The organism is Streptomyces sp. NPDC058955 (genome assembly GCF_042741435.1).
GTDB lineage: Bacteria > Actinomycetota > Actinomycetes > Streptomycetales > Streptomycetaceae > Streptomyces.
Genome location: NZ_JBHYKM010000115.1, coordinates 1 through 25,340 on the forward strand (window position 1 = coordinate 1; position 25,340 = coordinate 25,340).

General features: G+C 71.8%; 23 protein-coding genes and 1 riboswitch. Of the genes, 6 read left to right on the forward strand and 17 right to left on the reverse strand.

Features of this window, described 5'->3' with window-relative positions:
* Window positions 1-1,043, reverse strand: a 1,043-nt coding sequence (locus ACFW1I_RS31305) for a glycosyltransferase family 4 protein (RefSeq protein WP_384676256.1), incomplete at its 3' end; no start/stop codon positions are given.
* 96 nt (window positions 1,044-1,139) lie between these two features.
* Between ACFW1I_RS31305 and ACFW1I_RS31310 the strand changes: the two genes are divergently transcribed.
* Window positions 1,140-2,417 (forward strand): glycosyltransferase 87 family protein, encoded by a 1,278-nt coding sequence (locus ACFW1I_RS31310; protein WP_384676258.1) that lies wholly within the window; start codon window positions 1,140-1,142, stop codon window positions 2,415-2,417.
* Here ACFW1I_RS31310 and ACFW1I_RS31315 read toward each other — a convergent pair.
* Window positions 2,359-3,729 (reverse strand): MATE family efflux transporter, encoded by a 1,371-nt coding sequence (locus ACFW1I_RS31315; RefSeq protein WP_384676260.1) that lies wholly within the window; start codon window positions 3,727-3,729, stop codon window positions 2,359-2,361. The two genes, ACFW1I_RS31310 and ACFW1I_RS31315, sit on opposite strands and share 59 nt — an antisense overlap.
* Before the next feature lie 112 nt (window positions 3,730-3,841).
* On the opposite strand from ACFW1I_RS31315, the gene ACFW1I_RS31320 reads away from it, so the two are divergent.
* Window positions 3,842-4,390 carry a helix-turn-helix transcriptional regulator gene (locus ACFW1I_RS31320; protein WP_384676262.1) on the forward strand — a complete coding sequence of 183 codons (549 nt, stop codon included), beginning with the start codon at window positions 3,842-3,844 and terminating at the stop codon, window positions 4,388-4,390.
* On the opposite strand, the gene ACFW1I_RS31325 is transcribed toward ACFW1I_RS31320, so the two are convergent.
* From ACFW1I_RS31325 to ACFW1I_RS31345, 5 genes are all read right to left on the reverse strand, one after another.
* Window positions 4,378-5,601, reverse strand: a complete 1,224-nt coding sequence (locus tag ACFW1I_RS31325; RefSeq protein ID WP_384676264.1) for a hypothetical protein — start codon at window positions 5,599-5,601, stop codon at window positions 4,378-4,380. The genes ACFW1I_RS31320 and ACFW1I_RS31325 overlap by 13 nt on opposite strands.
* Window positions 5,602-5,662: 61 nt before the next feature.
* Complete coding sequence (locus ACFW1I_RS31330) at window positions 5,663-6,688, reverse strand: NlpC/P60 family protein (RefSeq protein ID WP_384676266.1); 1,026 nt, start codon at window positions 6,686-6,688, stop codon at window positions 5,663-5,665.
* Between the two features lie 187 nt (window positions 6,689-6,875).
* Entirely contained in the window at window positions 6,876-7,922 is a 1,047-nt protein-coding gene (locus ACFW1I_RS31335; protein ID WP_384676268.1) for an NlpC/P60 family protein, read from the reverse strand.
* A gap of 265 nt (window positions 7,923-8,187) precedes the next feature.
* On the reverse strand, window positions 8,188-9,552 hold the full coding sequence (locus ACFW1I_RS31340; protein ID WP_384676270.1) for an NYN domain-containing protein: 1,365 nt from the start codon (window positions 9,550-9,552) through the stop codon (window positions 8,188-8,190).
* A 34-nt stretch (window positions 9,553-9,586) separates the two neighbouring features.
* Window positions 9,587-9,829, reverse strand: coding sequence for a hypothetical protein (locus tag ACFW1I_RS31345; protein ID WP_031006997.1), 243 nt, complete (start codon window positions 9,827-9,829; stop codon window positions 9,587-9,589).
* A gap of 160 nt (window positions 9,830-9,989) precedes the next feature.
* Between ACFW1I_RS31345 and ACFW1I_RS31350 the strand changes: the two genes are divergently transcribed.
* Both ACFW1I_RS31350 and ACFW1I_RS31355 read left to right on the forward strand, forming a co-directional pair.
* A complete protein-coding gene (locus ACFW1I_RS31350) occupies window positions 9,990-10,724 on the forward strand; it encodes a rhomboid family intramembrane serine protease (RefSeq protein WP_384676273.1) in 735 nt (244 codons plus the stop codon).
* Window positions 10,721-11,002 carry an Lrp/AsnC family transcriptional regulator gene (locus ACFW1I_RS31355; protein ID WP_031006995.1) on the forward strand — a complete coding sequence of 94 codons (282 nt, stop codon included), beginning with the start codon at window positions 10,721-10,723 and terminating at the stop codon, window positions 11,000-11,002. The genes ACFW1I_RS31350 and ACFW1I_RS31355 overlap by 4 nt, the downstream gene beginning before the upstream one ends.
* 70 nt (window positions 11,003-11,072) lie before the next feature.
* Here ACFW1I_RS31355 and ACFW1I_RS31360 read toward each other — a convergent pair whose 3' ends face one another.
* From ACFW1I_RS31360 to ACFW1I_RS31385, 6 genes are all read right to left on the reverse strand, one after another.
* On the reverse strand, window positions 11,073-12,458 hold the full coding sequence (locus tag ACFW1I_RS31360; RefSeq protein WP_384676275.1) for an aminotransferase class V-fold PLP-dependent enzyme: 1,386 nt from the start codon (window positions 12,456-12,458) through the stop codon (window positions 11,073-11,075).
* A 204-nt stretch (window positions 12,459-12,662) separates the two neighbouring features.
* A riboswitch (SAM riboswitch) is annotated at window positions 12,663-12,779 on the reverse strand.
* Window positions 12,780-12,864: 85 nt separating this feature from the next.
* The gene (gene trpD / locus ACFW1I_RS31365; RefSeq protein WP_384676277.1) at window positions 12,865-13,929 is read right to left on the reverse strand and encodes an anthranilate phosphoribosyltransferase; all 1,065 of its coding nucleotides are present in this window, start codon (window positions 13,927-13,929) and stop codon (window positions 12,865-12,867) included.
* Between the two features lie 131 nt (window positions 13,930-14,060).
* A complete protein-coding gene (locus ACFW1I_RS31370; protein WP_384676279.1) occupies window positions 14,061-15,686 on the reverse strand; it encodes a cytochrome bc complex cytochrome b subunit in 1,626 nt (541 codons plus the stop codon).
* On the reverse strand, window positions 15,683-16,735 hold the full coding sequence (locus ACFW1I_RS31375; protein ID WP_384676281.1) for a Rieske 2Fe-2S domain-containing protein: 1,053 nt from the start codon (window positions 16,733-16,735) through the stop codon (window positions 15,683-15,685). Before ACFW1I_RS31375 ends, ACFW1I_RS31370 begins: the two co-directional genes overlap by 4 nt.
* Window positions 16,732-17,541, reverse strand: coding sequence for a c-type cytochrome (locus tag ACFW1I_RS31380; RefSeq protein WP_384676283.1), 810 nt, complete (start codon window positions 17,539-17,541; stop codon window positions 16,732-16,734). Before ACFW1I_RS31380 ends, ACFW1I_RS31375 begins: the two co-directional genes overlap by 4 nt.
* A 74-nt stretch (window positions 17,542-17,615) precedes the next feature.
* Window positions 17,616-18,236 carry a heme-copper oxidase subunit III gene (locus ACFW1I_RS31385; RefSeq protein WP_031006986.1) on the reverse strand — a complete coding sequence of 207 codons (621 nt, stop codon included), beginning with the start codon at window positions 18,234-18,236 and terminating at the stop codon, window positions 17,616-17,618.
* Between the two features lie 202 nt (window positions 18,237-18,438).
* On the opposite strand from ACFW1I_RS31385, the gene ACFW1I_RS31390 reads away from it, so the two are divergent.
* A complete protein-coding gene (locus ACFW1I_RS31390) occupies window positions 18,439-18,840 on the forward strand; it encodes a hypothetical protein (RefSeq protein ID WP_384676285.1) in 402 nt (133 codons plus the stop codon).
* A gap of 139 nt (window positions 18,841-18,979) precedes the next feature.
* On the opposite strand, the gene ACFW1I_RS31395 is transcribed toward ACFW1I_RS31390, so the two are convergent.
* The 4 genes from ACFW1I_RS31395 to coxB all read right to left on the reverse strand — a co-directional run bounded on the left by ACFW1I_RS31395 (window position 18,980) and on the right by coxB (window position 23,436).
* Window positions 18,980-20,233 (reverse strand): Ig-like domain-containing protein, encoded by a 1,254-nt coding sequence (locus ACFW1I_RS31395; RefSeq protein ID WP_384676287.1) that lies wholly within the window; start codon window positions 20,231-20,233, stop codon window positions 18,980-18,982.
* 112 nt (window positions 20,234-20,345) lie between these two features.
* Complete coding sequence (locus tag ACFW1I_RS31400; RefSeq protein WP_031006980.1) at window positions 20,346-20,744, reverse strand: cytochrome c oxidase subunit 4; 399 nt, start codon at window positions 20,742-20,744, stop codon at window positions 20,346-20,348.
* Complete coding sequence (gene ctaD / locus ACFW1I_RS31405) at window positions 20,741-22,474, reverse strand: cytochrome c oxidase subunit I (RefSeq protein WP_384676290.1); 1,734 nt, start codon at window positions 22,472-22,474, stop codon at window positions 20,741-20,743. Before ctaD ends, ACFW1I_RS31400 begins: the two co-directional genes overlap by 4 nt.
* Window positions 22,471-23,436 (reverse strand): cytochrome c oxidase subunit II, encoded by a 966-nt coding sequence (coxB, locus tag ACFW1I_RS31410; protein WP_384676292.1) that lies wholly within the window; start codon window positions 23,434-23,436, stop codon window positions 22,471-22,473. The genes ctaD and coxB overlap by 4 nt, the downstream gene beginning before the upstream one ends.
* 323 nt (window positions 23,437-23,759) lie before the next feature.
* Here coxB and ACFW1I_RS31415 point away from each other — a divergent pair, with 323 nt between their 5' ends.
* A complete protein-coding gene (locus ACFW1I_RS31415) occupies window positions 23,760-25,178 on the forward strand; it encodes a cysteine desulfurase/sulfurtransferase TusA family protein (protein WP_384676294.1) in 1,419 nt (472 codons plus the stop codon).
* The last annotated feature ends 162 nt before the right edge of the window (window positions 25,179-25,340 follow it).

Below are 25,340 nucleotides of genomic sequence, written 5' to 3' on the forward strand. Positions count from 1 at the left end.
GTGCGTGGGTGGGTGGGGCCGGGGTGGGGGGTGTCGTCGGGGGCCGCGCGGCGGCCGACCCCGCCGGTCGCGCCGTCCCGGCCGGGGGGGGGGGCGCCGCCGGAGTCGCCGGCGACGACCGGCAGGCCGGTCGCGGACGCCTCCAGGTAGACGATGCCGAGCCCCTCGACGTCGAGCCCGCCGCGGCGGGTCCGGCAGGGCATGGCGAAGACGTCGCCGGCGCCGTAGTGGGCGGGGAGCTCCGCCCAGGGCACGGCACCGGTGAAGCGGACGGAGGCGGCGACGCCGGTCTCGGCGGCGAGCCGGCGGAGGTCCTGCTCGTACGGGCCGCCGCCGACGATCAGCAGGACCGCGTCCGGCACCTTCCGCAGGATCAGGGGCAGGGCGCGGATCAGGGTGTCCTGGCCCTTGCGCGGCACGAGCCGGGAGACGCAGACCACGACCGGGCGGTCGGTGAGGCCGAGCCGGGCCCGCACCTCGTCACCGCCGGAGCCGGGGTGGAAGGTCTTCTCGTCGACGCCGGGCGGCAGCTGCACCATGCGGTCGGCGGCGGCCGGGGTGAGGGCGGAGGCGATCCGGGAGCGGGTGTACTCGCCGAGGTAGGTGAGGGTGTCCGTACCCTCGCCGATCCGCCGCAGCAGCTGCCGGGCGGCGGGCAGCTGCGCCCAGCCGGCCTCGTGGCCGTGGGTGGTGGCGACCAGCCGCTTCGCACCGGCCCTGCGGAGGGCGGGGGCCATCAGCCCGAGCGGTGCGGCGGCGCCGAACCAGACGGACTCGCAGCCGTGTTCGCGCAGCAGCGCGGTCGCCCGGGCGGTGACCCGTGGTGTGGGCAACAGCATGGTGGTGCGGTCCCGGACAACCGTGAAAGGCTGTTCGGCGTCGAACAGAGCGGTGGCCTCCGCCCCTTCGCGGCCTCGCTTCCACGTGGAGGCGTAGACCACGAGCCGGTCGGGGTCCAGTCGCAACGCCATGTTGTGCAGGAACGCCTGGATTCCGCCGGGACGCGGCGGGAAGTCGTTCGTTACGATCAGGGTCTTGTGCATCGTGACAGACAGTACGTGATGGCACGCGATCGCACCCTACGCCCGGCACCACCCCCCTCCGCGCGAGCGGACCGACAGGACAGGAACAGGACAGGTATGACGGGCGCAGTGGGGATCGGCTCGCGCACGGCTGGGCGGCTGCGGGAGTTGCGTCTCCCGCTCGGCCTCTGGGCACTGACCAGGATCATCCTCCTGGTGTGCGTCTTCAGGATCGTGGTGGTTCCGGGCCCGGACGTCACCAGCGACGTGGAGCAGATCTACCAGAGCTGGTACGAGGTCCTGAAGACCGGCACGTACCCGCAGGACGACGTCACCTGGCAGTACCCGCCGGCCGCCGCCCTCGCGATCCTCTCCCCCGTCCTGCTGCCGTTCCTGAACTACTCGGCCGCGTTCTTCGTGCTGGCCTTCCTCTGCGACGCCCTGGTCTTCGGGCTGCTCGTGCACACGGGCGGGCGGCCGGGCCGGTCGATGCGGGGCGCCTGGCTGTGGCTGGCGGCGGTGCCGCTGATGGGCCCGACCGCGTACGCCCGCTACGACATCATGGTCACCGCCGTCGCCGTGGCGGGGCTGCTCGCCGCCATCCGCAGCCCGCGCGTGCTGGGCGCGCTCGCCGGTTTCGGCGCGGTCCTCAAGGTGTGGCCGGCGCTGATCCTGGCGGGCACCCCGAAGGGCCGGGCGACCTGGCGGTCCTGGCCGACGGCGGCCGGTACGGCGGTGGGCGTGCTGGTGCTGTGCATGGCCTGGATGCCGGGCTCGCTGGCCTTCCTGTCGTTCCAGAGCGAGCGGGGCACGGAGGTGGAGTCGCTGGGCGCGATGGTCTTCCACGTGGCCCGGCACTTCGGCTGGGACGGCGAGGCGCGGATGAACTACGGCTCGATCGAGTTCCTCGGCCCGTACGTCTCCTGGGTGTCGAAGGGCGCGATGGCGCTGACCGTGGCCGCCTTCGGCTGGCTGCTGCTGTGGCGGTTCAAGGCGCGCCGCTTCACCTCCTCGACGGTGGCGGACGCGGCCTTCGTCGCGGTGCTGCTCTTCACCGCGACGAGCCGGGTGATCTCGCCCCAGTACATGATCTGGCTGGTCGGTCTCGCGGCGGTCTGCCTGGTGTACCGGTCGAGCCGGATGCGGACGCCCGCGTATCTGATCCTGTGGGCGACCGCGGTGACCCAGTTCGAGTTCCCGGTCTGGTTCTCGCACGTGACGCAGAGCGACTGGCTGGGCATCGGGGTGCTGTTCCTGCGCAACGGCCTGCTGATCGCCGCGACCCTGATGGCCTGCCGGATCCTGTGGAAGCACACGGTCACCGAGGCCGGCACGGTCATCCCGGTCCCGGAGGGTCAGCCGGAGCGCGAGAAGGTGCTGACCGGCTCGGCCTGACCGGTTCCGCCCGGGCGGCGCGGGCGGTACGGCGGTGCAGCACCGCCAGCGCGCCGCCCTGCGCGGCCATGGCGAGCGTCATGGCCAGGCAGACGCCGGGCAGCCCGAGCCCCGACAGGGCGAGGGCGAGCGGCAGCTGGAGCAGGACGCCGGCGACGGTGATCCTGGCCAGGTACGGACTCGCCCCCGCCCCTTCGAAGACCCCGGCTGCGGCGATGTACGCGCCCAGCAGCGGCAGGTATCCCACGAGGCAGCGCAGGAAGAGCGCACCCGCCGCGGCCGGCTCGGGCCCCGCCCCGAAGAGCCGCATCACCCCGTCCGCGCCGGCCCAGAGCGCCGCGGCGAAGCCCGCGCCGAGCGCCGCCCCGAGCAGGGCGGCGGCGCGGGCGACGGGCCCGGGCCCGCCCGTCCCGGCGCCGAGCAGGTGCGCGGTGTGGATGGCGGCGGCCTGGCGGACCGCGTAGAAGGCCATGGTGGCGACGTACATGGCCTTGGTGGCGATGCCGTAGGCGGCGGTCTCGGCCACCCCGAGCCGGGCGACCACGGCGACGAGGGCGAGCGCGCCGGCCATCCGGACGGTGAAGTCGGCCGCCATCGGCAGCCCGGTGGCGGCGGTGCGGCGCAGGGCGGCGCCGGTGCTCCCGGCGGGCGCGGTGGCCCGGGCGGCCCTGAGCAGCGGGTTCCGGCGGAGCGCGGCCAGTCCGGCGGCGAGGGCGACCGTGCGGCCGAGGACGGTGGCGAGGGCGGCGCCCGGCACCCCGTACGCGTGGATGAGGAGCGGGTCGAGGACCAGGATCAGGCCGTTGGCGAGGAGGGCGAGCCGCATGGGGGTGCGGGTGTCGCCGGCGCCCTTGAGGACGCCGTCGACGACGTGTCCGGCGAAGAAGACGGCGGTGCCGGGGAGCGAGACGGCAAGGTAGGCGGCGGTGAGGCGGTACGCGTCCCCGTCCGCCCCGCCCAGGAGGAGCGCGGCCAGCGGTTCGCGCAGCAGCCAGCCGCCGAGGGCGACGGGCGGGACGAGCAGGGCGCACAGCGCGGCCCCGCCCCGGACGGCGGTGCGGACGGCGCCGGGGTCGGCGGCGCCGCGGGCCCGGGCGACGAGCACGGTGGTGCCGGAGCCGGCCATGAGGACGACGCCGAGCAGCAGGTTCTCGACGTTGCCGGCGAGGGCGACGGCGGCGACCGCGGCCCCGCCGAGTCCGGCGACCCAGACCATGTTGACGATCCCGGCGGCGACCCCGGCGAGCAGTTCCAGATAGACCGGCCCGCCGAGCCGGACGAGCACCCGGTGATGGCTCCGCTGAGCCTCCATACGATCCCCCTCGAAACGATGTACCTCGATTCGAGGCACCTCGATTCGAGGCACCTCGAAAAGAGGTAGCATGCGGCGAGGAGCAAGGACAAGCGCGAGGAGGGGACGGCCGGTGCTGGAACTGTCGATCCTGGGCTTCCTGTACGGGCGGCCGCTGCACGGCTACGAGCTGAAGGAGCGCATCCAGGCGCTGAGCGGCCACGTCCGCCCGGTCAGCGACGGCGCCCTCTACCCGGCGATCAACCGGCTGGTCGACAAGGGCCTGGTGGAGAGCCGCACCGAGCCCGGCACCAGCGCCGCCCCGCGCCGCACCCTCTCGCTCACCCCCGACGGCCGCGCCGCGCTGCTCGCCCGGCTCCGCTCCCCCAAGGACGCCGAGATCACCGACGGCCAGCGCTTCTTCACCGTGCTGACCTTCCTCGGCCTGCTGCCCGACCCGGCCGAGCAGGCCGCCGTCCTGCGCCGCCGGCAGACCTTCCTGCTGACCCCCGCCAGCTTCTTCTACGAGAACGGCGCCCCGGCCACCGTCGAGGAGGAGCCCGACCTCTTCCGCCGCGGCATGCTCCGCATCGCCCGCGCGACCGGCACCGAGGAGAAGACCTGGCTCGCCGAGGCCCTCGCCGAGCTCGACGCCCGCGCGGCGGGGGCTCAGCCGAGCTGATCCCGCAGATGGGCCCGCCAGGCGGCGGTGAACTCCTCCGGGCTCGTGTCCAGCACCGCCCGCAGGGCGCTCTCCACCGCGCCGTCCCGGCCCGGGTGGGCGCCCACCTCCCGGTAGAAGGCGGTCAGCCGCTCCTCGCCCCAGCGGTCGGCGATCATCGCGCAGACCAGCCAGCCGGTCTCGTAGGCCCGGGCCAGCGCCTCGGAGTCGCCGGAGAAGCCGAAGTCGGCGTCCTCGGGAAGGGCGGCCGGCACCTCCCCGGCCCGCACGGCCCGCCGCAGCTCCGGGGCGCCTTGGGCGGGCGTCCGGCCGGAGCCCCGGTAGGCGGTCCAGTCGGCGAAGCCCTCGGAGAGCCAGACCGGGGTGGACGGCGTGGTGTGGGCGCGGGTGGCGACGTGGACGGTCTCGTGGGTGAGGATCAGCTCCCGGCCGAAGGAGCCGAGCACCCCGTACGCCTCCGGATTGACGATCACCCGGTCCGCCGGCGACGTGGCCCGGCGCTCCGTCTCGCCGGTGGTGACGGCCGCTATCCCCCGGTACTGGGAGCCGTCCACCCCGAGCAGCCCGCCCATCGCGTCCAGGGAGGCGGGGACCAGGACGAGCACCCGGCCCGGCCACTCCTCGCTCCACACCGCGTCGACGGCGGGCACCGCCCGGTCGGCGAGCCGGGCGATCTCGGCCAGCCGCTCCCGGTCCTGCCCGACGCCGAGCACCAGCGAACGGTCGCCGCGCACCGCGGCCACCGCGCCCTGCTCCCAGAGCCGCACCGGGGCGCCCTCGGCGGGCCGCTCCCCGGTCACGTACCAGCGCCCGTCCCGCTCCACCAGCTCCATCACCCGCTCCGTGTCCTGCGGGCCCCGGTCGTACCCCGCGACGCGGTGGCCGCGCTCGACCCGGGCGGTGAGCCGGCCCTCGCCGGTCCGGTCGACGCCGGTGACCCGGTAGCTCCAGCCGGCCAGCGGCACCTCGGCGAGCCGGCGGAACTCGGTCCGGGCGGCCGCCCGGTGCGCGGGGTCGGCGGCGGCGAGCCAGGCGGTCTCGTCGCGGTCCAGGAGGGCCTCGGCGTGCCGGTCGAGCAGGGCCTGGACCTCGCGGAGGGCCGGGTCGGCGGGCCGGGCGGCGGTGGAGCAGCCGACGAGGGCGGCGAGGGCGAGGAGCAGGGCGAGCAGCGCTCCCCCCGTCCGTCGCGCGCCGCACCCCTGTTCCACCACGCCCCCGATCGTACGGAAGGGTGACGGGGTCACGCCTCCCGGAGCGGCGGGGCGGCCGGGCTCAGAGCCGGGTCACCGTCACGTGGGACATCATGTTCACCGGGTCGTAGCGGACCCGGGCGCCCGGGTAGGGGGCGTGGATGACCTGACCGTTCCCGGCGTAGATGCCGACGTGGCTGGCGTCGCCGCGGTAGGTGACGAGGTCGCCGGGCTGCGCCTGGGAGAGCGGCACCTGCCGGCCGGCGTACCGCTGGGCGGCCGAGGTGCGCGGCAGGCTGATCCCGGCCTGCCGGTACGACCAGACCATCAGCCCCGAGCAGTCGAAGGCCGAGGGGCCCGTCGCGCCCCAGACGTACGGCTTGCCGACGGCGCTGCGGGCGGCCATCACGGCGGCGGCGCCGCGCGAGTCGGCCGGGCCGAGGTCGGCGGCCGGCGGCAGCTCCTCGCCGGGGCCCCCGGCGCGCCCGCCGGAGCGGGAGGCCCGCTCGTAGTCGGCGCGCTCGGCGGCGGTGAGGGAGGCGAGGACCCGGCGGGCCTCGGCCAGCTTCCGCTCCACCGACCGCTTGTGGCGGGCCACCTCGGCGCGGCTGCGCTCCAGTTCGCCGAGGGCGGTACGGGCCTCGGCGCGCTCCTGGTCGAGCCGGCGGCGCTCCCGGTGGAGCTCGGTGAGGGCGGCGCTCTGCCGGGCGGTGACCCGGTCGAGTGCGGAGGCCCGGTCGAGGTAGCTGTCCGGGTCGGAGGAGAGCAGCAGGACGAGGGTGGGGTCGAGGCCGCCGGAGCGGTACTGAGCGCCGGCGAGCGCGCCGAGCGCGCCCCGCATCCGGTTGATGCGCTCCTGGCCGCGGGCGAGGCTGTCCTGGGCCTGGCCGACCTTGCGGCGCAGGGCGTCGGCCTTCTCGTCGGCCTGGTTGTAGCCCTCGGCGGCGCGCTCGGCCTCCTCGTAGAGGCGGTCGACCTTGGCCCGGGTGGCCTCGGTGCCGGCGCCCGGGTCGGCGGTCGCGGGGACGGCGCCGAAGGAGGCCGCCGCGGTGGCCGCGGCGGCGGCGGTCAGGACGGTGACCCGGGCGGGTCGGCGGTGGGAGGCCACGGCTCGCGCTCTCCGTTCGGCTCGTGCGGACTGGCGCCGCAGACAGTAGCCGCTCACCCGGTCGCGTCCAACGAAGGTGCCGGGCACACAAAATGACGCCCCGCCGGAGATCACAAGGTCACCGGCGGGGCGTCAGGTCAGCTCGGGGTGCGGCGAACCACCCGTTCGGGCGGCACGGCCGGGCGGGTCAGCCGCCGATGCGGACACCGAACTGGAACGTGCCCATGTAGTTCATCGACTCGTAGCGGACCACGGCGCCCGGCTTGGGGGCGTGCAGGATCGTGTTGTTGCCCGCGTACAGGCCCACGTGCGACAGGCCGTTGAAGAAGACCAGGTCGCCGGGGCGGAGCTGGCTGCGGCCGATCTTCACGCCGTCGTTCTGCTGGGTGTACGTGGTGCGGGTCAGCGTGGCACCGGCCTGGCGGTAGGCCCACATGGTCAGACCGGAGCAGTCGTACGCGTTGGGGCCCTCGGCGCCGGACACGTACGGCTTGCCGACCTGGGTGGCGGCGGCGGAGAGGGCGGCGGCGCCCAGGCCGCTGGCCGGGGCCTCGTTGCCGAGGTCGAGACGGGGGGCGGCGGCGCGGGAGGCGCGCTCGGCCTCGGCCTGCTCCTGCTGCTGGATGCGGGCGCGCTCCGCGGCGGTGAGCGTGTTGAGCAGCTTGCGGGCCTCGGCGAGCTTGCCCTGGATCTTCTTCTTCTTCTCGCCGAGGGTCTTGCGGACGTCCTCCAGGTCGGCGAGCTTCGCGGTCGCCTCGGCGCGCTCCTGGGCGAGGGCGCGCTGCTTGTCCTGGATGGTGGCGAGGACGTCGGCCTGCTGGTCGGTGACCCGGCCGATGGCGGACGCCTTGTCGAGGTAGTCGTCCGGGTTCGAGGAGAGGAAGAGCTGGAGCGCCGGGTCGATGCCGCCGGAGCGGTACTGGGCGCTGGCGACCGAACCGATCTGGTCCCGGAGGGTGTTCAGCTCCTGCTGACCACGCGCCACCCGGTCCTGGATCTGGCCGATCTCCTTCTGCAGCTTGCCGCGGCGCTCCTCGGCCAGGCTGTGCTGCTCCGTGGCCTCCTCGGCCTCGTGGTAGAGCTTGTCGACCTTCGACTTGACCTCGTCGATCTTCGGCTTGGGGGCCGCCTGGGCTCCGGTCTGGGCGGAGAGCGCGACGGCGGCGGCCGCGGTCGCGGTGAGCACGGTCACACGGGTGCGGCTCGGCTGCTTGGGTCGACGGTGGGACGCCACGAAGGCGAGCTCCTTCTTCCTCGAGCCGCCCGGCCGGTCAGGGGCAGGCGGTTCCTCCACGGATCGCCCGGGTGGGTGATCAACCGCGCGAAGGTTCGAGGCCCGACCCTAGTGACCAAGTTGTGATCAGTTCAAATCCCGACGGCAAAAAACTCGCTCACGCAGCACTTTATTTACACGCATCACACGGGCGGTGACGGGCACTTGACGGTGCGCCGTCCATAAATCGGGCATAGAACCCAAGAGTTGCGACCCGGGCGAGTCGTTACGAGAGCCGCGAAAGGCGCTTGAGGAGCAATGCCGACGCCACCGGCCGCGCCCCGGCCTTGGCGACGCCGTCCGCGACCTCGCGGTCGGTGGAGACCACGACGACCGGCCGGCCCGGCGGCTCCGCCCGCACCAGCTGGCGGATCAACTCGTCGGCCGTGACACCGGGCTTGGAGAAGAGCACCCGCACCCCGCGCGGCGGCGCGAGCAGCACCGGAGCGGCCAGCTCGGCCCCGTCGAAGACACAGGTGACCTCGGCGCCCGAGCGGGCCGCGAGCGCGGAGAGCCCGCCGAGCAGCCGCAGCCGCTGCTTCTCCAGCGGCATCGTCGGGTAGCCGGTCTTGGTGACGTTGTAGCCGTCGACGACGAGATGGGTCTGCGGCAGCGTCAACAGCTGGTCCAGCAGGGCCGGATCGGTCTCCGACAGCGCGCGGGTCGCGATGTCCTTCGGCGACATCCGCCCCGGCTCCACGGCGTCCACGGTGTCCGCCGGGTGCACCGACACCGGCGGCAGGGCGAGTTCGCGCCGCAGGCCCTGCGCCGCGTCGAGGACGGTGTCGAGCAGCAGCCGCAGCCGCATGTCCTCCACCGAGCGCCCCTCGCGGGCCGCCCGGCGGCTCGCCTCCAGGGCCGCCTCGACCTCGCCGAGCCGGGCCTTCAGCCGCCGCGACTCGCTCTCCGCGGCGGACACCTGGGCCGCCGACTCCGCGCGGGCGGCCTCGCTCTCGGCCTGGACGCGGCGCAGCGCGGCCTCGCCCCGCTTCACGTCGCTCTGGGCGCTGCGCAGCTTGCGGTGAAGCGATTCGGCTTCCTTGCGGGCGGCCTCCAGGTCGTGCCGGAGCTGCTCGGTCTCGCCCCGGGTCCGTTCCCGGGCCGCGGCCAGCTCCTCGCGGAGCCGCTCCAGCTCGCGCCGGCCCGCCTCGTCGGCGCGTTCGGCGTCGGCCCGCTGGACCTCCTCGCCGGCGGCGGCCACCAGCTTGGACCAACCCGGCGGGCGGAGCACGTACGCCGCCGCGGCCACATCGACGGGGTCGGCGGCGGCGGGCGGGGCGCCGGTCTCGACGGCCCCGGCCAGCTCGGGCTGGGTCTGCCGGAACCGCTCGCCGATCCGCTGCCGGAAGAGCGGATCGCCCTCCAGCGCGGCGGCCATCGCGTTGCCCGCGAACTTGGCGCGCCGACTGGCGGTGAAGCGGGCGTACTGGCGCAGGGGGGCGGGCAGCTCGGCGACGGTCAGGCCGCCGAAGGCGTCGGCGACCAGCGCGATCACCCGCCGCCGTACCCCCTCCGGCAGGGGATTGTCGAGCGTCTCGGCAGCGTCACCCGCCGCGCCGGCCGGTTCGTCACCGTGCGCGGACTGCTCCACGATCCGTCACCCCTACTGTCGTCGGCGCCGTCCGTCAGGACTCGACGCCCGGCTTGTCCACGAGTTCGATCTGGTCCACCGCGTTGCACCAGCGGCAGCGGACCGACTCGATGGTCTCACTGAGCACCTCGCGCTCCTCGACCTTGGGCTCCCCGGCCAGGTCCAGATGGACGTACTCGACGACCTTGGAGGAGCGCGTCACGTCGAAGCGGGTCAGGTTGCCGCAGAGGGTGCAGCGCCAGCGGGTCTCGTCGGTCGGCAGGGGAACCGTCGTCATGGTTGCCGTCCTTCTTCCTGTCGTGGTGTACCAGGTACGGGAGCCGCGGTGCGCCGTCGGACTGCGGTGCTCGATCCCGTAACCCTACGGCCTCACCGGAGGCCGCCCGGCCCGGCGAGGCACTCTGTCCACTTCGTCCCTTCTGGGCCATGATCTGTCCATGATCGACTGGCGAGGCACGGCCCTGGGCGCCTGCCGGAGCGTCCGTACCGGACCCGCGGTGACCTACGGACTGATCGCCGCCTGCTGTCTCCTCTTCATTGTCAGCCCGGTCTCCGGACTGAACCCGGTGTACGGCACCGGGGACGAGGTGCTCGCGGCGCAGAGCGCGTACTTCCGGCGCTGGGGGGTGGTGCCGGCCGAGCTCGTGCGGGGCGACCCGGGCGCCCTCCTCACCCCCTTCACCGCCCTCTTCGTGCACGGCGGCTGGCTCCATCTGCTCGGCAACATGCTCTTCCTGTGGGTCTTCGGGGCGATGGCCGAGGAGCGGATGGGGCACGTCGAGTTCGCCCTCTTCTACCTGGGCACCGGCTACGTGGCCCTGCTCGGGTACGCCGTGGCGCACGCGGACAGCGAGCAGACCCTGGTCGGCGCTTCGGGGGCGATCTCGGCGGTGCTCGGGGCCTTCCTCTTCCTCTTCCCGCGCTCCCGGGTGACCAGCCTCTTCCCCTTCCTCTTCTTCCTGCCGCTGCGCTTCCCGGCCTGGGCGGTGCTGGTCTTCTGGTTCACGCTCCAGTGGCTGGCCGCGCGGGCCGCGGGCGCGGGGCCGGGGGTCGCCTATCTGGCCCACGTCGTGGGCTTCTCGGTCGGCTTCCTCTACGCCTGGGTGCGGTTCCGGGGTGGGGATAGAGTGAAAACCCCAGCAGCGGCGACCGAGGGAGACAGCCAGCCGTGATCACCGCGATCGTCCTCATCAAGACCAGCGTGGACCGCATCCCCGAGATCGCGGAGTCGATCGCCGCGCTCGACAACGTCAGCGAGGTCTTCTCGGTGACCGGTACGTACGACCTCATCGCGATGGTCCGGGTGCCGCGCCACGACGACCTGGCGGAGGTCATCCCCGGCCGGATCAGCAAGATCCCGGGCGTCGAGGCCACCGACACGCACGTCGCGTTCCGCACCTACTCGCAGCACGACCTGGAGGCGGCCTTCGCCATCGGTCTGGAGTCCTGACACCGGACGCGCGGCATGGGTGAAGGGGCCTCCCCCGTCGGGAGGCCCCTTCACCCGTACGAGTGAGCGATCAGCCGCGGTCGGGCACGCAGCGGCCGTCCTCGGTGCGGTACTTCCACTGGGCGCCGTCGCGGACGAGCTCCTTCACGGCGCCGACGAACCGCTCGACGTGCTCGTCCGGCGTACCGGCGCCGAAGCTGACCCGGATGGCGTTCAGGGAGCGCTCGCCCGGGTTCGCCTCGGGGGCGCCGCACTCGCCCGGGTCCTGCGGGTCGGAGCCGAGCAGGGTGCGGACGAGCGGGTGGGCGCAGAAGAGGCCGTCGCGGACGCCGATGCCGTACTCGGCGGAGAGGGCGGCGGCGAAGTGGGAGCTGTTCCAGCCCTCCACCACGAAGGAGATGACGCCGACGCGGGGGGCGTCGTCGCCGAAGAGGGAGAGGACGCGGACCTCGGGGACCTCGGCGAGGCCGGCCCGGACGGTGTCGATGAGGTGCCGCTCGCGGGCGACGAGGGCGTCGAAGCCGGCCTCGGTGAGCGCCTTGCAGGCGGAGGCGATGGAGTAGACGCCGATGACGTTCGGGGAGCCGGCCTCGTGGCGGGCCGCGGTGGTGTGCCACTCGACGTCCACGCCGCCGTCGGCGCGGCGGGCCACGGTACGGGAGGCGCCGCCGCCGGCCAGGTAGGGCTCGGCGGCCCGCAGCCAGTCGGCGCGGCCGGCGAGGACGCCGGAGCCGAAGGGCGCGTACAGCTTGTGCCCGGAGAAGGCGACCCAGTCCACGTCCAGGTCCTTCACCGAGACCGGGTGGTGGGGGGCGAGCTGGGCGGCGTCGAGGACGATCCGGGCGCCGTGCGCGTGGGCGGCGGCGGCCAGTTCGCGCACCGGCCACAGCTCGCCGGTCACGTTGGAGGCGCCGGTGACGCAGACCAGGGCGGGGCCGTAGGGGTCGCGGTCGGCGAGGGCCCGCTCCAGGGTCTCGACGGCCTGGGCGGGGGTGCGCGGGGCGTTGAGGTAGGTGACCCGGGCGTCCTGCCAGGGCAGCAGGGAGGCGTGGTGCTCGGTCTCGAAGACGAAGACCTGGCAGTCGGCGGGGATCACCCGGGCGAGCAGGTTGAGCGAGTCGGTGGTGGAGCGGGTGAAGACGACCTGGTCGCCGTCGCGGCAGTCGAGGAAGGCGGCGACGGTGGCGCGGCTCTGCTCGAAGAGGTCGGTGGAGAGCTGGGAGAGGTAGCCGGCGCCGCGGTGGACGCTGCCGTAGTACGGGGCGTAGGCGGCCACGTCGTCCCAGACCCGCTGGAGGGCGGGGGCGCTGGCCGCGTAGTCGAGGGCCGCGTAGGTGACCTCGCCGCCGGTGACGAGCGGGACGGTGACGTCGCGGCCGAGGACGGGCAGCGGGCCGGTGCAGCAGGCGTCGGAGTCGGCGGTCTCGGCGGCGGTGGCGTTCGGGCGTGCGGACATGGCGGTATCTCCCAGCGGTACGGGCGAGTGGCGTGAAGGACCCGCGGGGCGACGCCGACCGGCGTACCGCACACGGGTGTCGACCTCGACGCACGACGACGGAAGGGGTCGTACGGAGGGGGGAAAAGGGGCCGGAGGCCCTACCGCATTCGCTTGCTCACGAGACCGCTCCCTCGAGGACCAGGACCCCAGGGATGGCGCAGGGGTCCGCGCTTGCCGAGGACCTTGCTGTCCACGGCCTGGTCTTCACCCGGGGCACCCCGCCACGGACGGAGGGTTGCCGGACAGCCAGCCGGGGCTTGAGGGCTGTCACTCATGACCTGTTGCCGAACGTATGCCACCGCTCGCGGTCCGCGCAACCCCGTCCGCATTCCGGAACGGGGTCACGCGGACCGCGCAGCGGACCTCAGGCGTTGCTGGCGGCGATCCAGCGGTCCAGGGCCGCGCGGGCGGCGCCGGAGTCGATCGACTCGGCGGCCCGCTCGATCCCGGCCCGCAGCCGCTCCGCGAGGGTGCCCTCGCCGGGCTCCAGCGCGGTGAGCGCCGCCGCCGCGTTGAGCAGCACCGCGTCCCGCACCGGACCGGTCTCGCCGGCCAGCAGCCGGCGGGCGACGTCGGCGTTGTACGAGGCGTCGGCGCCGCGCAGCGCCTCCAGGGGCGCGTAGTCGATCCCGACGTCCTTCGGGTCGAAGACCTCCTCGCGGACGGAGCCGTCGCGGACCACCCAGACCCGGGAGGTGCCGGTGATGGTCAGCTCGTCCAGGCCGTCGTCGCCGCGGAAGACCAGGGCGGAGTTGCCGCGCTCGGCGAAGACCCCGGCGACGATCGGCGCCATCCTCGGGTCGGCGACGCCGACCGCCTGGGCCTTCACCCGGGCGGGGTTGGTGAGCGGGCCGAGCACGTTGAAGGTGGTGCGGATGCCGAGCTGGCCGCGGGCGGGGGCGACGTGCCGCAGCGAGGGGTGGAACTTCACCGCGAAGCAGATCGTGATGCCGGCCTCCTCGGCGACCTCGGCGACCCGCTGCGGGGTGAGGCCGAGGTTGATGCCGAGCTTCTCCAGGACGTCGGAGGAGCCGGACGCGGAGGACGCGGCCCGGTTGCCGTGCTTGACGACCTTGGTGCCGGTGCCGGCGACGACGATCGAGGCCATCGTGGAGATGTTGACCGTCTTGGCGCCGTCGCCGCCGGTGCCGACGATGTCGACGGCCGGACCGGGCACCTCGATCGTGTTGGCGTGCGCGTACATCGTCCGGACGAGTCCGCTGATCTCCTCGACGGTCTCGCCCTTGGCGCGCAGCGCCACCATGAAGCCGGCGATCTGGGCGTCGGTCGCCTCGCCGCTCATGATCAGGTCCATCGCCCAGGCGGTGTCGTCGGCGGTCAGGTCCCGCCCGTCGAGGAGGCCGTTCAGCAGGACGGGCCAGGAGCGGCCCGCCGTGGTAGGTCCTCCAGCGGGGGTCACAGCGCTCATGGCAGCTCCTGATGATCGTGCGTCGGATACGGGGTCCAGCCTATCCACCCCCGGGTACGGCAAAGAGCCCCGTCCATCGAATGGACGGGGCTCTCGCCGTGGCGACCTACATCAGGAGGTCGGGAAGGGGATCAGTGGTGGCCGTGGCCGCTCTGGATCTCCTTGTACTCCTCCTGGGTGGGCTTGGCGACCTGGTTGTCGTCGCCGTAGTAGCCCTTGTTGAGCTTGACCCGGAGCTTCTCCATCGCGCCGATCTTCCGCTCCACGCCGTTCTCGTCGACGGCCGGCGGCAGCTCGGCGGGCTGGTACTGCTCGTGCGCGGTGAGCTTGTACAGCTCGCCCTGGCTGAGCGGCTCGTGGACCTCGACGAACTCACCGTGCGGCAGGCGCTTGATGATGCCGGACTCGCGCCCGTGCAGCACCTTGTCCTTGTCCCGGCGCTGGAGGCCGAGGCAGATCCGCTTGGTGACGATGAACGCGATGACCGGGCCGAGGAAGAAGAAGATCCGCACGAACCAGGTGATCGAGTTGATCGACAGGTGGAAGTGGGTCGCCCAGAGGTCGTTTCCACCACCGACGAGCATGACCATGTACGCGGTGATCCAGGCGACACCGAAGGCGGTGCGCGTCGGAGCGTTGCGCGGGCGCTGCGCGATGTGGTGCTCGCGCTTGTCGCCGGTGATCCAGGACTCGATGAACGGGTAGACCGCGATCGCGGCGAGGACCGCCGGGAAGATCGCCAGCGGGATCATCACGCCGAGGACCAGCGTGTGGCCCCACAGGTTGATCTCCCAGCCCGGCATGACACGGATCAGACCCTCGGCGAAGCCCATGTACCAGTCGGGCTGGGCGCCGGTGGACACCTGGTCCGGGCGGTACGGGCCGAGCGCCCAGATCGGGTTGATCGAGGCGATCGCCGCGATGATCGCGATCACGCCGAAGACCAGGAAGAAGAAGCCTCCGGCCTTCGCCATGTACACGGGCAGCAGCGGCATGCCGACGACGTTCTTGTTCGTCCGGCCGGGGCCCTCGAAGTGCGTGTGCTTGTGGACGAACACCAGGATCAGGTGCGCGACCACCAGGCCCAGCATGATGCCGGGGAGCAGCAGCACGTGCGCCGAGTAGAACCGGGCCACGAAGTCGCCGCCGGGGAACTCGCCGCCGAAGAGGAACATCGACAGGTAGGTGCCGACGATCGGCACCGACAGGATCGCGCCCTGCATGAAGCGGACACCGGTGCCGGAGAGCAGGTCGTCCGGGAGCGAGTAGCCGGTGAAGCCGGTGAACATGCCCAGGAAGAACAGCAGGAAGCCGAACAGCCAGTTGATCTCACGCGGCTTGCGGAACGCGCCGGTGAAGAAGACGCGCATCATGTGCACGAACATGCCGGCGAGGAAGATCAGCGCCGCCCAGTGGTGGATCTGCCGGATGAGCAGACCACCGCGCACCTCGAAGGAGATGTGCATGGTCGAGTTGAACGCCTCGGACATCAGCTGTCCCTGGAGCGGGACGTACGAGCCGGCGTACTCCACCTCGTTCATCGACGGGTGGAAGAACATCGTCAGGTAGACGCCCGTCAGGATGATGATGAGGAAGCTGTAGAGGCAGATCTCGCCCAGCATGAAGGACCAGTGGTCCGGGAAGATCTTCCGCATGTTGGCCTTGGCCAGCGTGTAGATCCCCAGGCGGCCGTCGGCCCAGTCGGCGACCCGCTCACCGGCGGGGGCCTTCTTCTGCGTGTTGGTCACAGTGCTCATCCGCGCTCCCAGAATGCGGGACCGACGGGCTCGTCGAAGTCGCCGTGCGCTTCGAGGAAGCCCTTGTCGTTCACGCCGATCCGCAGCTGCGGGAGGGCGTGACCGGCCGGGCCGAAGATGACTCGGGCGCCGTCGGACAGGTCGAAGGTGGACTGGTGGCACGGGCAGAGCACGTGGTGCGTCTGCTGCTCGTACAGCGAGATCGGGCAGCCGACGTGGGTGCAGATCTTCGAGAAGGCGACGATGCCCTCGTGCGACCACTCGAGCTCGCGCTTGTCCTTGATGTCCTCCGGCTGGATCCGGACGATCATCAGGGCGGCCTTGGCGATCTCGGTCTGGAAGTTGTGGTCGTGCTCCGAGAGGCCCTCGGGCATCGCGAAGGTCAGCGACCCGACGGCGACGTCCTCGGGACGCAGCGGCTCGTGCGTGTTCATGTTGATGAGCAGCTTGCCCTTGGCCCACAGGGTGGTGCGGAGCTTGCGCTCGGGCAGCGGACCCATGTCACGCAGCAGCATCACGCCGGAGAGCGGCACCAGGGCCAGCGCACCGAAGAGCGTGTTGCGGATGAGCTTGCGGCGGCCGAAGCCGGACTCGGCGGCACCGGCCGCGAAGTCCGCCATGACCTTCGCCTTGACCTCGGGCGACGCCGCCATCGGGTGGCGCTCGTCCGCGATCTCGACGTCGGACATCAGGGTGCGGGCCCAGTGGACCGCGCCCGCGCCGATGAAGAAGAGCGCGAGACCGAGCGTCCAGCCCAGCGCGAAGTTGAGCGCGGACACGTGGCCGAAGGGCCAGATGTACACGTTCTTGTCGACCGGGAAGATCACGTACGAGGCGATGAAGCCGATGGTGGCCAGCATCGACAGCACGAACATGAAGGCGACGGCGCGCTCGGAGCGCCGGGCCGCCTTCTCGTCGATGTCCTGGACACGCGGCTTGTGGGGCGGAAGGCCCGGGTCGGCGAACGGGTTGTCCGCGACCTTCACCGCGCCGTGCGCGGTGTCCTGCCCTGCCGGCAGGTTCTCTTCTGGAATCTCTTGGGTACTCATGACTTCTTGGCCTTAGCGGTGTGGGCCGCGACCCAGATGGCAACTGCGATCAGCGCACCCAGACCGAAGATCCAGGCGAACAGGCCCTCGGAGACGGGGCCGAGGCCACCGAGCGAGAGGCCGCCCGGGCTGGGGGTCTCGTCGCCGTTGACGGCCTGGACGTACGCGATGATGTCCTTCTTCTCCTTCTCCGGCATGGTCGAGTCCGGGAAGGAAGGCATGTTCTGCGGGCCGGTCTGCATGGCCTCGTAGAGGTGCTTCGGGCTGACGCCCTCGAGGGTCGGGGCGTACTTGCCGTGGGTCAGCGCGCCGCCCTCACCGGTGAAGTTGTGGCACTGCGCGCAGTTGGTGCGGAACAGCTCGCCACCCTTGGCGATGTCGGCGCCCTCGGGGCTGTACTCGCCTTCCTTGGGCGTGATCGGGCCGGCACCGAGGGAGGCGACGTACGCCGCGAGCTGATCGATCTCAGCCTGCGTGTAGATGACCTTCTTCCTCGGGACCTGGGCACCCGGCTGCTGCGCCGGCATACGGCCGGTGCCGACCTGGAAGTCGACGGCCGCGGAGCCGACGCCGACCAGGGACGGGCCGTCAGTGGTGCCCTGACCGCCGGTTCCGTGGCAGCTGGCGCAGCCGACGGAGTAGAGCTTCTTGCCCTCCTCGATGGCGAGGGACTGGGCGGTTTCATCGGCCTTCGCCGTGCCCGCGGGCGCGAACGCGGCGTACAGCCCCCCCGTGGCCGCCAGCGCGAGAAGTAGGACGACGACCGCCGCCAGCGGATGGCGTCGTCGTGCGGAGAGCTTTTTCACGGATTACCCCGGTGTCAGGATCTTCTGCGTCGATGCTTGCTGGATGTCGGTCCGCCGCGACGGGCGGTGACCGACTACTTGATCATGTAGATCGTGGCGAAGAGGCCGATCCAGACGACATCGACGAAGTGCCAGTAGTAGGACACGACGATGGCGGCGGTTGCCTGCTCGTGAGTGAACCTCTTGGCGGCGTAGGTCCGGCCGAGGACCAGCAGGAAGGCGATGAGACCGCCCGTCACGTGCAGGCCGTGGAAGCCGGTGGTCAGGTAGAACACCGTGCCGTACGGGTCCGACGAGAGCGAGAGGCCCTCGTGCTTGACCAGCTCGGTGTACTCCAGGACCTGGCCGCCGATGAAGATCGCACCCATCACGAACGTGATGATGAACCACGTCCGGAGCTTCTTCACGTCGCCCCGCTCGGCGGCGAAGACACCGAGCTGGCAGGTCAGGGAGGAGAGCACCAGGATCGTGGTGTTGGTCGCCGAGAACGGGAAGTTCAAGGCCGCAGCCTTTTCCGCCCAGAAGTCGGGACCGGTCACCGATCGCAGGGTGAAGTACATCGCGAAGAGGGCCGCGAAGAACATCAGCTCGGAACTCAGCCAGATGATGGTTCCGACGCTGGTGAGGTTCGGTCGATTGACCGACGGGTGCGCGTGCCCGGTTTCTACTGTCGTTACTGTCGCCACGACCGACATTATGTCGGTCGCTTATCCCGCCCTCACTCCGGGGGGTGCCGTTCGGAGTGTCAGAGGGGTGTGTCCTGCCCGAACGGCCCATCCCGCGGCCCTCCCGACACCCTTCGAACAGGTGTTGAACGGGTGTTGACGGGGTGTGGAGCGGAGTAGCATCCCGCGCACCGGTCGAGGACGACCGGCCCGCCTTCCGGACGGAGGAACGATGCAGTCGAGTGCCACGGTCCTGGTCTACAGCGACGACGCGAACACCCGGGAGCAGGTCCGGCTCGCCGCCGGGCGGCGGCCCGCGGCGGACGTGCCCCCGGTGGAGTTCGTGGAGTGCGCCACGCTCCCGGCCGTGCTGAAGCGGCTCGACGAGGGCGGGATCGACGTCTGCGTGCTGGACGGCGAGGCCGTCCCGGCGGGCGGCATGGGCGTCTGCCGGCAGATCAAGGACGAGGTCTTCCACTGCCCGCCGGTGCTGCTGCTGATCGGCCGCCCGCAGGACGCCTGGCTGGCCACCTGGAGCCGCGCGGACGCCGCGGTCACCCTTCCGGTGGAACCGGTCGAGTTCGCGGCGTCCCTGGCGGCCCTGCTGCGCTCCCGCCTCTCGATCGACGCGTGACCCCTGCCGGGCCGGGCGAGTGAGCCGAAGGGGCGCGACGGTGTCGAGACGGTGAGCGCGCGCAGGCCCGACGAAGGAGGGCCGAGCACGGTCGCCGTCCCGACACCGTCACCCGGCGCCCCGGAGGCGAACCGAGCCCCTAAAGAGACGGCCGCAGGCGGGCCTTGGCGTCTTCGGTGGCCGTGGGGTCGCCCTTCTCGGCCACCAGGGCGCTGCCCCGGCGCCACTTGTCCCAGGACAGGTTCCAGTCGCCGAAGCCGTTGCCGAAGGGGTCCATCGTGTCGCCGTAGCTGTTGACGGTCTTGACGATGTCGCCGGGGCGGACGGTCTCGTAGAACCAGGCGGCGTTGCCGGTGGACATGCCGACGCAGCCGTGGCTGACGTTGGCGACGCCCTGGGAGCCGACGGACCAGGGGGCGGCGTGCACGTACTCGCCGCTCCAGGTGACCCGGGTGGCGTAGTACACGGGCAGGTCGTACGACTCCGAGCTGCCCTCGGAGATGCCGATGCTGGTGCCGCGCATCCGGACGTAGTACTCCTTGCCGAGCACCACTTTGATCCCGTTTCGGGTGGAGAAGCCCGGTTTCCCGGTGGTCACGGGAATGGTGTTGATCACTTCTCCGTTGCGCCGCACCGTCATGTAGTGGGACCCGGCGTCCGCGACGGCCTCGATCCGGTCGCCGATCTTCAGCCGGAGCGGCTTGGACGGGCCGCCGTAGAGCTTGTCGCCGACGCGCAGGCCGTCGAGGTTGCCGGTGACGGAGACGAGCGTGCCGGCCGGCCAGTAGTCCTTGGGCCGGAAGTGCAGCTTCTTGTCGTCCACCCAGTACCAGGAGCCCTCGACGGCGGGCGTGGAGCGGACCTTGAGGGCCCGTTCGACGACGGCGCGCGCCGCCCGGTCCTTGACGGGGAGGCTGAGGTCGGCGGTGATCGGCTGCCCGACGCCGTACGTGCCCGCCTCCGGCCCGAAGGTGACGGTCAGGGCCCTTTTGGCCGGGGCCGTCTCGAACGTGTACGTACGGGCGCCTGGGGCCCCGTCCTCGTCCTCCGCGGCCACTCTGACGGTGTAACGGGTTCCGGCGGCCAGGGAGGCCGTGGAGCGCCAGGTGCGCCCGTCCGCGGTCAGTTCGCCCGCCAGGTGCCGGCCCGCCGCGTCGGTGGCGGTGACGTCGGTGATCCGGCCGTCGTCGCCCTTGGCGGTGATCTCCAGCGGCTTCGTGGGGTCCAGCCGGGTGCCGTCGGCGGCCGCGAAGGCGATCTGGTCGGCCGCGTCGTACGGGCTCGCCGACAGCGGGTGCCCGTCCGGGCCCGCGCACGCCGTCGCGCCCGCGGTGACGGTGAGGGCCAGGAGGGTGCAGCTCAGAACAGTCCGAATGCGCGGCGTGTCGTTCATGACCTCACGCTAAGGACAGTTCCGCGGGCGGGCGCGCCGAGCGCGGCAAAAGAGGGGCCCGGCCGCTTCGCGTACGAAGTGACCGGGCCCCTCGGGGTGTTACGGGGTGCTGCTACTGGTTCTGGTTCTCACCGCGGTAGAACTCGAAGACCCAGCCCCAGATGCCGACGAGGATCAGCGGGGCGGAGAAGTACATGATCCACCAGCCCATCGCGATCGAGAGGAACGCGAGGGCGCCGCCGAGGGCCAGCGAGAGCGGCTGCCAGCTGTGGGGGGCGAAGAAGCCCACCTCGCCGGCCTCGTCCGCGACGTCGGCCTCCTTGTCGTCCTGCGCCATCGCGTCGACCCGCTTGGCCGTGAAGGCCAGGTAGTAGCCGATCATGATGGCCAGGCCGAAGGCCAGGAAGAGCGCCGTCGTGCCGACCGGCTCCTTGGACCAGACGCCGTAGAGGATCGCCATGGCAAGGATGAAGACGCTCAGCCAGATGAACATCTTGCCCTGGATCTTCACTTGCCGGCCTCCTTGCTGCCCGTGAGGGCCGCGGCCTCGTGCGGCTTGTTCTCCAGCTGGTCGACAGCCGCGATCTCAGGGTGGTGCAGGTCGAACGCCGGGGATTCCGAACGGATCCGCGGCAGGGTGAGGAAGTTGTGCCGCGGCGGCGGGCAGGACGTCGCCCACTCGAGCGAACGGCCGTAGCCCCACGGGTCGTCGACCTCGATCTTCTTGCCGTACTTGGCGGTCTTCCACACGTTGTACATGAAGGGAAGCATCGACAGGCCGAGCAGGAAGGAGGAGATCGTCGAGATCGTGTTCAGCGCGGTGAAGCCGTCGGCGTCCAGGTAGTCCGCGTAACGACGCGGCATGCCCTCGGCACCGAGCCAGTGCTGCACCAGGAAGGTGCCGTGGAAGCCCACGAACAGCGTCCAGAACGTGATCTTGCCGAGGCGCTCGTCGAGCATCTTGCCGGTGAACTTCGGCCACCAGAAGTGGAAGCCGGAGAACATCGCGAAGACGACGGTGCCGAAGATGACGTAGTGGAAGTGCGCCACGACGAAGTACGAGTCGGAGACGTGGAAGTCCATCGGGGGCGAGGCCAGGATGACGCCGGTCAGACCACCGAAGGTGAAGGTGATCAGGAAGCCGACGGCCCAGAGCATCGGGGTCTCGAAGGACAGCGAGCCCTTCCACATCGTTCCGATCCAGTTGAAGAACTTCACGCCGGTCGGTACGGCGATGAGGAACGTCATGAAGGAGAAGAACGGGAGGAGCACGCCACCGGTGACGTACATGTGGTGCGCCCACACGGTCACGGACAGACCGGCGATCGCGATGGTCGCGGCCACCAGACCGATGTAGCCGAACATCGGCTTGCGGCTGAAGACCGGGATGACCTCGGAGATGATGCCGAAGAACGGCAGGGCGATGATGTACACCTCTGGGTGTCCGAAGAACCAGAAGAGGTGCTGCCAGAGCAGTGCGCCGCCGTTGGCCGCGTCGAAGACGTGGGCACCGAACTTGCGGTCCGCCTCAAGGGCGAAGAGCGCCGCCGCCAGGACCGGGAAGGCGAGCAGGACCAGGACACCGGTCAGCAGCACGTTCCAGGTGAAGATCGGCATGCGGAACATCGTCATGCCCGGAGCGCGCATGCAGATGATCGTGGTGATGAAGTTGACCGAACCGAGGATCGTGCCGAAGCCGGAGAAGGCCAGACCCATGATCCACATGTCGGCGCCGACACCCGGCGAGCGGACGGCGTCCGACAGCGGGGAGTAGGCGAACCAGCCGAAGTCGGCCGCACCCTGCGGGGTGAGGAAGCCGGCCACCGCGATGATCGAGCCGAAGAGGTACAGCCAGTACGCGAACATGTTCAGCCGCGGGAACGCCACGTCGGGCGCGCCGATCTGCAGCGGCATGATCCAGTTGGCGAATCCGGCGAACAGCGGCGTCGCGAACATCAGCAGCATGATCGTGCCGTGCATCGTGAACGCCTGGTTGAACTGCTCGTTCGACATGATCTGCGTGCCCGGACGGGCCAGCTCGGCGCGCATGAAGAGCGCCATCAGGCCGCCGATGATGAAGAACACGAACGAGGTGACCAGGTACATCGTACCGATGGTCTTGTGGTCGGTGGTGGTCAGCCACTTCACCACCACATTGCCGGGCTGCTTGCGGCGGACGGGCAGCTCGTTCTCGTACGAGTCCTCAGCCGCGGCACCCTTGGTTTCGTTGGGGATGCTCACAGTTGGTTCTTCTCCGCGTTCCTGGCCGGGTCCGTCTGCTCGATGCCGGACGGGATGTAGCCGGTCTGGCCCTTCTCAGCCAGCTCCTTCAGGTGCGCCTGGTAGCGCTCCGGGGAGACGACCTTGACGTTGAAGAGCATCCGGGAGTGGTCGACACCGCACAGCTCGGCGCACTTGCCGAGGAAGGTGCCCTCCTGGGTCGCGGTGACCTCGAAGGCGTTGGTGTGACCCGGGATGACGTCCTGCTTGAACAGGAAGGGAACCACCCAGAAGGAGTGGATGACATCGCGCGAGGTCAGGACGAACCGGACCTTCTCGCCCTTCGGCAGCCACAGGGTCGGGCCCGGGTTGCCGGTCTGCGGGTTCCGGTCGCCGGGGATGCCGGCGTCGTACACGCCGCCCGCGTTCTCCGGGAACGCGTCGATGTACTTGTCCGGGATCGACGCGAGGTTCTTGTCCTTCTTCGCGTCACCCTCGACGCCGGGGACGTCCTCGATGTAGTTGAAGCCCCAGCTCCACTGGTAGCCGACCACGTTGATGGTGTGGGCCGGCTTCGGGGAGAGCTCCAGGAGCTTCGACTCGTCGCGCGCGGTGAAGTAGAAGAGCACCGAGACGATGATGAGGGGGGTGACCGTGTACAGCGCCTCGATGGGCATGTTGTAGCGGGTCTGCGGAGGTACCTCGACCTTGGTCCTGCTGCGCCGGTGGAAGATGGTCGCCCACAGGATGAGGCCCCACACCAGGATGCCGGTGAGGAGCGCGGCGGCCCAGGAGCCCTGCCACAGGGAGAGGATCCGAGGCGCCTCTTCCGTGACGGGGGTGGGCATGCCAAGGCGGGGGAAGTCTTCCCAGTTGTACGAGCAGCCGGTGGCTGTCGCCAGGATCAGGCCCGCAGTCAGCACCTGCGGCAGCTTCCGCCGCATCGGGCGCCGCGACGAGCGGTCGGAGCCGTTGGGACTCACGTAGCGCCTTCCCGAGAGTCTCGGCCCGCGTTTGGTCGGCCACGGCCGTCCGTCTCGCTGGTCGGTCGCCGCCCCGGCCGCGGGCAGGGGTTTGGATGTTTATGCGGACCAAACCCTACTGGACGCTATTTGGGGTCGCGCGGGGAGGGTGCCCAACGCGCCGTCCGAGTCCCCGAAGGGGTGGACCCTGGGGTTCCGGAGAGTCGCCGGAAGCGCCCGTTCGGGGGTCTGGCGGCCGGTGCGGGCGGGGATCTGACGAGCGCTCACCCGCGGGCGAGGGCGCCGCGCGCCGCCCCGCGCGGACGGGGGCCTACCGTGGGTGGATGCCGTACTTCGACGCCGCGTCCGCCGCTCCCCTCCACCCCGTCGCCCGTCAGGCGCTGCTCGCCGCCCTCGACGAGGGGTGGGCCGACCCGGCCCGGCTCTACCGGGAGGGGCGGCGGGCCCGGCGGCTGCTCGACGCGGCGCGGGAGGCGGCCGCGGAGGCGGTGGGCTGTCGCCCCGACGAACTCGTCTTCACTCCTTCGGGGACGCGCGCGGTCCACTCGGGCGTGTCGGGGGCGCTCGCCGGGCGCCGGCGGGTCGGCGACCGGCTGGTCGTCTCCGCCGTCGAGCACTCCTCGGTGCTGCACGCGGGCGAGGCGCACGCGGCGGCCGGCGGGACGGTGACGGAGGTTCCGGTCGGCCGGACCGGCGCGGTGGACCCGGAGGTCTTCGCGGCCGCGCTCGGCGAGGGGACCGCGCGCGATGGGGGGACCGGGCTCGGTGGGGGGACCGCGCTCGCCTGCCTCCAGTCGGCCAACCACGAGGTGGGCACCGAGCAGCCGGTGGCCGAGGTCGCGGCGGCCTGCCGGGCGGCCGGGGTGCCGCTGCTCGTGGACGCGGCCCAGTCGCTGGGCTGGGGGCCGGTGCCGGAGGGCTGGTCGCTGCTGACGGCGAGCGCGCACAAGTGGGGCGGGCCGGCGGGGGTCGGGCTGCTCGCGGTACGGAAGGGGGTGCGGTTCGCGCCGCAAGGCCCGTCCGACGAGCGGGAGTCGGGCCGCGCGCCCGGCTTCGAGAACCTGCCGGCGATCGTCGCGGCGGCGGCCTCGCTGCGGGCGGTACGGGCCGAGGCGGCGACGGAGGGCGCCCGGCTGCGGGGCCTCGTGGACCGGATCCGGGCGCGGGTGCCGGAGCTGGTGCCGGACGTGGAGGTGGTGGGCGATCCGGTGCGACGACTCCCCCACGTCGTCACCTTCTCCTGTCTGTACGTCGACGGGGAGACGCTGCTGTCGGAGCTGGACCGGGAGGGATTCTCCGTTTCGTCCGGTTCGTCGTGCACCAGCTCGACGCTGACGCCCAGCCATGTGCTGCGCGCGATGGGGGTGCTGAGCGAGGGGAACGTCCGCGTCTCCCTGCCGGCCGGCACGGAGTCCGCGGACGTCGACCGCTTCCTGGCGGTGCTGCCGGGGGTCGTGGCGACGGTACGGGACCGGCTGGGCGCGCCCGCCGCGCCCTCCCCCGCGCCGGACGGGGACGACCTGGTGGTCGACGCGCGCGGGAAGCGGTGCCCGATCCCGGTCATCGAGCTGGCGAAGGTCTTCGGGTCGGTGCGGGTGGGGGGGACGGTGACGGTGCTGTCCGACGACGAGGCGGCGCGGCTGGACATTCCGGCGTGGTGCGAGATGCGCGGCCAGCAGTACGTGGGCGAGTCCCCCGCGCCCGAAGGCGGCCACGCCTACGTGATCCGCCGCACGTCGTAACCCCACCGCGCGCCGCGCCCGGCCGGGACGCCGCCGCTCCGTTGCGGGCTGCGCCCGGCGGGGGGCGGTGCGGGCGGGCCGCGCCGTTTCGTTGCGGGCTGCGCCCGCGCCGCTCCGTTGTGGGCAATCGTTCCGCTGGGGCGGAACGGGTGGGCACAACGT